General features: G+C 61.9%; 5 protein-coding genes and 1 pseudogene. 1 reads left to right on the top strand and 5 read right to left on the bottom strand.

What is annotated here, in order from left to right; genetic code table 11:
• Nucleotides 1–189: 189 nt before the first annotated feature.
• Nucleotides 190–489 (top strand): annotated as a pseudogene (locus BN1233_RS39560) (integrase core domain-containing protein); the annotation flags it as partial.
• 341 nt (nt 490–830) lie between these two features.
• On the opposite strand, the gene BN1233_RS39555 reads toward BN1233_RS39560, so the two are convergent.
• The 5 genes from BN1233_RS39555 to pabB form a co-directional block, all read right to left on the bottom strand.
• Nucleotides 831–1,220, bottom strand: coding sequence for a response regulator (locus tag BN1233_RS39555; RefSeq protein ID WP_046869167.1), 390 nt, complete (start codon nt 1,218–1,220; stop codon nt 831–833).
• Between the two features lie 1,314 nt (nt 1,221–2,534).
• Nucleotides 2,535–3,233, bottom strand: a complete 699-nt coding sequence (locus tag BN1233_RS39550; protein ID WP_046869166.1) for a beta/alpha barrel domain-containing protein — start codon at nt 3,231–3,233, stop codon at nt 2,535–2,537.
• A gap of 223 nt (nt 3,234–3,456) precedes the next feature.
• Entirely contained in the window at nt 3,457–4,290 is an 834-nt protein-coding gene (locus BN1233_RS39545) for an aminotransferase class IV (protein ID WP_046869165.1), read from the bottom strand.
• A complete protein-coding gene (locus BN1233_RS39540; RefSeq protein WP_046869164.1) occupies nt 4,277–4,879 on the bottom strand; it encodes an anthranilate synthase component II in 603 nt (200 codons plus the stop codon). Before BN1233_RS39540 ends, BN1233_RS39545 begins: the two co-directional genes overlap by 14 nt.
• 9 nt (nt 4,880–4,888) lie before the next feature.
• A complete protein-coding gene (gene pabB, locus BN1233_RS39535; RefSeq protein WP_244889850.1) occupies nt 4,889–6,286 on the bottom strand; it encodes an aminodeoxychorismate synthase component I in 1,398 nt (465 codons plus the stop codon).
• Between the last annotated feature and the right edge of the window lie 380 nt (nt 6,287–6,666).

Raw genomic sequence — 6,666 nt, 5'->3', positions numbered from 1 at the left:
CGTCGGGCGCCAGTTCTCGACATTGACGATGGTCCACACCGCAACGCGAGCCCCGCCGGGCAGCTCCAGCGACCTGCGCTGGTTGATGGGCTCAAAGTCGAGCCGTCCGCGCAAGCTTGATCCGATTTCGCTGTTGCTCATGCTCGCCTCTCTTCCGCTTCGCCGAGGAGCCGGAGGGCCATTCGCGCCGAGATGATTGCCAGGGCTCTGCGGCAGTGGCTAGCGCAACTCGGCACCAAGACGCTGTACATCGAGTCGGGCAGTCTGCGGGAGAACGGGTCCTGTGAGAGCTTCACCGGCAAACTCAGGGACGAGTACCTGAAGCGGGAGATCTTCTCCAGCTTGAAAGAAGCTCGGGTCATCATCGGCGCCTGGACGGATCACGCCAACCGCGTGCGACCTCATTCATCTTTGGGCTACCGGCCGCCTGCACCCGTCACACTGGAGGCCATCGCACAACAGCTACCCTCACCCACAGTCATGCAGTAGGCTCTCAATGCGCCTGGTCCAAAATCCCGGTCAGGTCAAGCTCATGGACAACGAGTGAGGAGCCGCCTCGGGGTCAGGTGGACTCTCGGCTCCTCCCCGCCCGCATGGGAGAACACGGGCGCGGAGAAGGGTAGAGCCTCAAGCGTGGCGGGCAAGGGCAGCCCGCACACGGACAGCGGGTGTCCTTCGGTAACCAACCTGAAACCTTTTCGGGTTCAAGAGCCACCCAGCCGCTCTTACCCAGCGGCACATGCTCATTTGAGCATGCTTCTCCTCACCCAGGCCCGCTCCACCTCAGACGTGGCAGCGGGCCATTTTGTTCAGGCCCGAGCAAACCCAGATCAGGCACTCTCCAGATGCAGGTCGGCCTGCAGCGCCATAAGAGCAGCCGTCAACCTGGCCAGGGCGAACGGCTTCTGAAGGAAGAGGCCAGTCGGCGCTACGCGCTCGAGGCTTTGCGCGCGCGAAGAGGCGTAAACGATGGGCCGTGCCGGCCAGCGGTTATGAAAGGCCGCCCCCAGTTCCCATCCGTCAACTCGACCGCCCAGGTGAATGTCGGTGTAGAGGCCCGCAATGTCCTCGCCGTATTCGAGGATCGAGAGCGCCTCTTCGCCTCTGGCCGTGATGATGACCTCATACTTCAACTTGGTGAGAAAGAGAGAGATCATCTCGCACAGCATCTCGTCATCTTCGGCAACCAGGAATGCCGAGCGACTGCAAATTGGCTTCATTCTTATGTCTCAGAAAAAGTTGTTGGAGAAGTATTGAGAGATCATCCTGTTATCCATTCGAGCTATTATCATTCAATCTCCAGGCCACAGCATGTTGATGCCGGCCAACCCAGCACTATCACACAGGTAGCCCGGCTAGCATTGGCGGATTAACAACCTGCGAACGACCCAATACGCTCGAGGAAAGAGAATTGCTATCGGAAACATTAAGCCAATGCTGTAGATGTGCTTCCGCAGCGTCAGCTCTGCTCTTCGTGCATTAAGCAAGGCTGCGAAGGCGCGCCACTCCACGGCCGGCCTCAGCAGGGTGTCGGTCACTTCCCACCTCTACGAGGCAGATACTCCACGAGACGATATTCGGTCGCGCCGTGCTCACCGAATGCGATCCCGATGGAAGCGACCTCGAGGCTTTGAGGTCGGCTTGGGAGGCTGAGCGTCACAGCCTGCTCACGCGTGAGCTCGAGCCGCTCGCCAGGAGCCAGGAAGGGTCTAGCACCCGCCGCGAACCGCAGGACGTAACCCACCCGCTGCTGTCGTGGAGCTTGATCAGGCTCGCGGAGGCCAAGTCGCTCCGCAGTTCCTCAAGGTCGCCTTGGACAGGTTCGCGCAAAAGTCGGCCGGTGATAAACGCATACGAGGGGCTCACTCCGTTGCGGGCTGCGCGTCATCGTCCGACACTGCTGACTGCCCACGCAATTATTCAGATGGACGGATTCAATCAGCCATCTGTCTCCCGTCGGCCCAGCCCAAGTAGCATAGAGTGGCCTAGGACGGTTGTGTCTCGAGGTGTGGTGTAAGAGCAACGAGATGGTCGTGATCTCCGGCGGGCTAGGCCGGCTCTGTCAGGCAGCTACGGCAGGCAACTTGACGATCGCATCATCGCTCAACGCACTGATGAAATTTCGAGGGCCATGGAGCGGGCGCGCTGCACGGCCCACTCATCATTCTGCTCGAGCAGGATCGCGCAACCCGATCCCGCAGATCCATGGAATGGCAGTGGACCATGAGCCACCTCCGGTCACCCGAAGGGAAACACAGTCCGACCCACACCGGAGCCCCTTGAATCTCGCTTTCCGTCCGGGGCTCTAACGACAGCGAGCCGATAGACCTCGTATCGCGCAAGAGCCTGCCTTCGGGCGCTCCAAGGGATCAACGCTCTCCCGGACGGAACGGATAAGGAATCGCATCCGTGGCCGAGCAGAAATGGATGCGGAGGAGTCAGCTGTCAGGTGAGCATCGGCCGCTCGCAAGGCTGGCTGATTGCTGCGAGGGCACTGGATTTGAGGTCGGCGCAGCGGGACCAGGCAATCTCCCTCAACGAGCCAGAGCCTGCTCGGCAACGAACATCAGTTGGTCTGCAAGCCTGCGCGAACGGGCGGGAAAGTCGCCGTTCAGTGCGGCTGTGCCGACGGTGAAGCCAGCCGCGCCTGCATCGATGACGGCGGCAATCCGATCCGGTCGGTCAATCGAGCCTGCAACAATCACGGGCTTCGGGGCAACCGTGCTGCAGACCCGGCGGATCAGGGCCGGTACATCGCCCTGGAATCGGTAGGCGAGGAGGTTGAGGCCATGGACTGCATCCATAGCCGCCAGACGACAGGCGCTCTCGACAATGGTGTCGATGGTGCCCTGGAGGACGTTCGGATGACCAACAATTTCACCCGAAAAGGGATAATAGCGAATGCCGGTATTGGCCAGGACAGGCACAACTGCGTGAGGGTGTACGCCCCCCATCAGCACATCAATGCCGAGTTCGACAGCCGCTCGGGCCGATGCTTCTTCGCTCGCCGCATCTAGGCTTACCATCTCCAGGTAGAGCGTAGCATCTGCAGCCCGGATTGAAGCCGCAAGGCGACGCAAATCGGCGAGCGGAAGCCCAATGTCTTTGAAACCGATATGGCGGACGCCTGCATCAAGTGCCTCTATCAGCCGATCCGGCGCATCCAAGATGGTGCGATCGGAGTGGGTCAGCATGAAGATGAAATCGGGGGCCGTGGGCAAAAACGCCTGCATCCTGTCTCTCGGGTGAGACTGTCTCGACTATGGGACAGTAACCTGGTCCCGGTCTCGCATCCAAGAATGACGATTACCCGCCAAGCGACGGAGAATAGCTTCGTGCTCAGCCAGCAGGGAGCTTCGGTGCCTGCGCTCAGATAAACGGCATCTGCAAGCGCTCGCATGAGAAGATGCCAGACAATACGCTCCGGCAAAGCGAATTCGATCTTGCAGTACCCACTTATTGATCCCGTACCAGTGTGGCGAGCGTGCTGCAAACATGTTCGACCAGCGCCCGCGCATGTCGAGCCAGCGGAACACCATCTACATCTATTACTTCGGTCACGAGCGCAACCGAGTTGGTGAGGAAGACTGCATCGGCCTTGAACAGGGCTTCCCGGGAGAGGCTCGCCTCCCGCGGATTCAGACCGCACATCGGTGCGATCTGTTGCAGCACCAAGCCACGGGTAATACCCGCCAGGACGCCGTCCTCCAGAGGTGGGGTGAGCAGGTTTCGGCCGTGGATCAGAAAGAGATTTGCCGCGCTCGCACAGGCCACGCGCCCCTGAGTCGTGAGGAGGAGCGCATCATCGGCCCCCCGCTCGAGCGCCTCCTGCAGGGCCAAAACATTGTCGAGGTAGGCAAGCGTTTTGTGCCGCGAGAGGGGCGACGAGGCATTCCGCCGGATACTCGTGGTCGCGAGTCGGACCTGTGGCAATTCCAGTGCGGGACGCCAGGGTGCCGAGGCCGTCGCGAAGACCACAGGCGTCTGATGGGCCGGGAGGCGCAGGCCGCGCGGGCCTGTACCGCGGGTCACGGTCAGGCGAATCACGCCACCACTGGGCAGCGCTGCGGCGAGTGCATCGACGGGCGGCCGTAGGAGCTCCCGCTCGATCGGCATCTGCAAGGCCGCAGCGCCGGCCAAGAGACGGTCGAGGTGAGCGTCAAGCATGAAGGCGCGCCCGTTCCAGGCGACGAAGGTCTCGAACAGTCCATCACCGAGAAGAAGCCCGCGGTCCCGCAGATCGAAAGAGGCGCGCGCATCCTCCTGGATTTTGCCGTCAAGCCAAAGCAAGCTGGTGCTCCTGTGCGGCCGCGGCGATCTCGAGGAAGTTCGACAGCAGCCGGTGTCCTCCCTGGGTCAGCACGGATTCGGGGTGGAACTGCACTCCGAAGGTCAGGTGCCCACGATACTGCAGGGCCATCACCTCGCCGTCCTCAGAGCGTGCGGTCACTGCGATGGGCGTGGATTCGTCCTCGTTCACCTCGACGATCAAGGAATGATAGCGGCCCACGTGCAAGGGATTCGGTAGGCCGCGAAACAGGCCAAGCCCGTTGTGAGTGACCGCAGAGGCGCGCCCGTGCATGGGGGTGCGAGCCCGGACAACCCGTCCGCCGAACACCTCACCGATACATTGATGGCCGAGGCAGATGCCAAGGATCGGGATCATGCCGGACAACTCCCTCACGAGAGTGCAGGATACGCCGGCCTCCCGCGGCGAACACGGTCCGGGCGAGAGCACCACCGCCTTCGGCGCCAGGCGCCGGACCGCCTCGACCAAGATGGCATCGTTGCGAACGACCTCTACGTCCGCGTCCAGCTCGGCGAAGTATCGAGCGACGTTGAACACGAACGAGTCGTAATTGTCGATGATCAGGATCATGCTCGACCTCTATTCTTGGAACGCCGCAAAGATGCGCTGCGCCTTGGCCAGCGTCTCTTCGTATTCGGACCGCGGGTCGGAGAGGGCCGTGATGCCTCCGCCTGCCTGGAACACGGCAGTCCTGCCGTTCAGCATCACGGTGCGGATCGCGATGTTCGTATCGGCTGTTCCATCGAAGCCGAAATAGCCGATGGATCCGCAATAGACCTGCCGAGCCTCTTGCTCGATCTCGGTGATGATCTCCATGGCGCGAATCTTCGGCGCCCCGGTGATCGAGCCGCCGGGAAAGCTGGCCGCGAGAAGGTCGACGGCCGTCAGGCCGGGTTTGAGCTCGCCTTCGACGACCGAGACCAGGTGGTGGACGGCCGCGTAGCTCTCCAGCTCGCATAACCATGGCGTGCGCACGCTGTGCGGACGGCACACCCGGGACAGGTCGTTGCGCAGCAGGTCGACGATCATCAGGTTTTCGGCCCGGTCCTTCTCGGACCCGAGGAGCGCATCGGCCAAGTCGCGGTCGCGCAGGGGATCGCTGGAGCGCGGTGCCGTGCCCTTGATCGGGCGAGTTTCGACACGACCCCGCTCGACCTTCACGAAGCGTTCCGGAGAGCTCGACGCAATGGCGATCTCCTTGAACTGCAGGAACGCGGCGAAGGTCGCGGGATTGGTTGTGCGCAGGCGCTCGTAGAAGGCGAGGGGGTCGAAGCTGTCCGCCGTCTCGGCTATGAAACGCTGCGCGATGTTGGCCTGGAAGATGTCGCCGGCCAGGATGTAGGCGATCACTTGGCGCACGGCTTCAGCGTATTCGTCAGCCGAGAAGTTCGATACCCAGGAACTCGCAAGAGTATATCTCCCGCCCTGACTTTCTGGTCGATGGAGACGCTCGAGGAACCACTCTGCACGAACCGCCGCCCGCCGTGCGCGCTGCTCAGGATCCTGCTCCGGCCAACCGGTCGAAATGAGCCAACCCTCGCGGGTTGCATGGTCGAAGGCGAGGACGACATCGTAGAAAGGAAGGACGACGTCGGGGCAGGGCAGGGTTGCCGTCGCGGGCGTCAGCTCTTCCAGCAAGTGCCGGAAATCGTATGAGACGAATCCCGCGGCACCCCCCTGGAATGGCGGCAGGCCTGCCAATGTCGGCTGCCGGTATCGGTTCAGTAGCTTCTGGAGGGTCGCGAGCGGATGTTCATCCTGGATCTCTCCGTTCCAAGTTGAGCAGCCATTTCGGACGACGAAACGGCTGAAGGGATCGGCTGCTACGAAGGAATAGCGTCCGAGGACAGGATGGCGCATCGCGCTATCGAGGAAGACGAGATCGGGCAGATCGCGGAGCCTCTGCACACAGACGAGCGCGTCGAGGCCGCCGAGGGGGCTGATGTCGATGAAGAGCCCGCAGCTGTGAGTGTGCACGCCGCGTGGTGAAGACCCGGTACTCTGACAACGATGCATGGACCTCTTTTCGGTTCCTCCCCTAGCCTTCGCATGGGTTTAGCGTGATCGCATGGTCGATGTCTGGATATGGAGCAGGCTTCCGAGGGTCGAGCTTTAATCCGTACTCAGGCTCACCGGCACTACCCGCGCTCGGCCGAGTTCGCTGCGGTGCGCCGTTCGTGCAGCATGGTTCGATATAACCGACAGCTTGAACAACCGCACCTTGAGCCTCGCCTACAACTGTGGAGATCACGCTCGCAACCAAGTTCGACCCCCGATCGGAGCAGAGGCGGTGTCCTGGATCATCCCCGGTGGCGTCCGGGTCGGTCGCACCGGATCTCGAAGGCTTAGCCGGGATT

This window comes from Microvirga massiliensis (genome assembly GCF_001006805.1).
Classification (GTDB): domain Bacteria; phylum Pseudomonadota; class Alphaproteobacteria; order Rhizobiales; family Beijerinckiaceae; genus Microvirga; species Microvirga massiliensis.
The sequence above is the reverse complement of the archived record's forward strand: the minus strand, read 5'-3'. Positions and strand labels throughout refer to the sequence as shown.

Excerpts from the sequence above, each read along its gene's own strand:
- BN1233_RS39540 (WP_046869164.1), bottom strand. The coding sequence starts at position 4,879 with ATGATCCTGATCATCGACAATTACGACTCGTTCGTGTTCAACGTCGCT.
- BN1233_RS39550 (WP_046869166.1), bottom strand. The coding sequence starts at position 3,233 with ATGCAGGCGTTTTTGCCCACGGCCCCCGATTTCATCTTCATGCTGACC.
- BN1233_RS39555 (WP_046869167.1), bottom strand. The coding sequence starts at position 1,220 with ATGAAGCCAATTTGCAGTCGCTCGGCATTCCTGGTTGCCGAAGATGAC.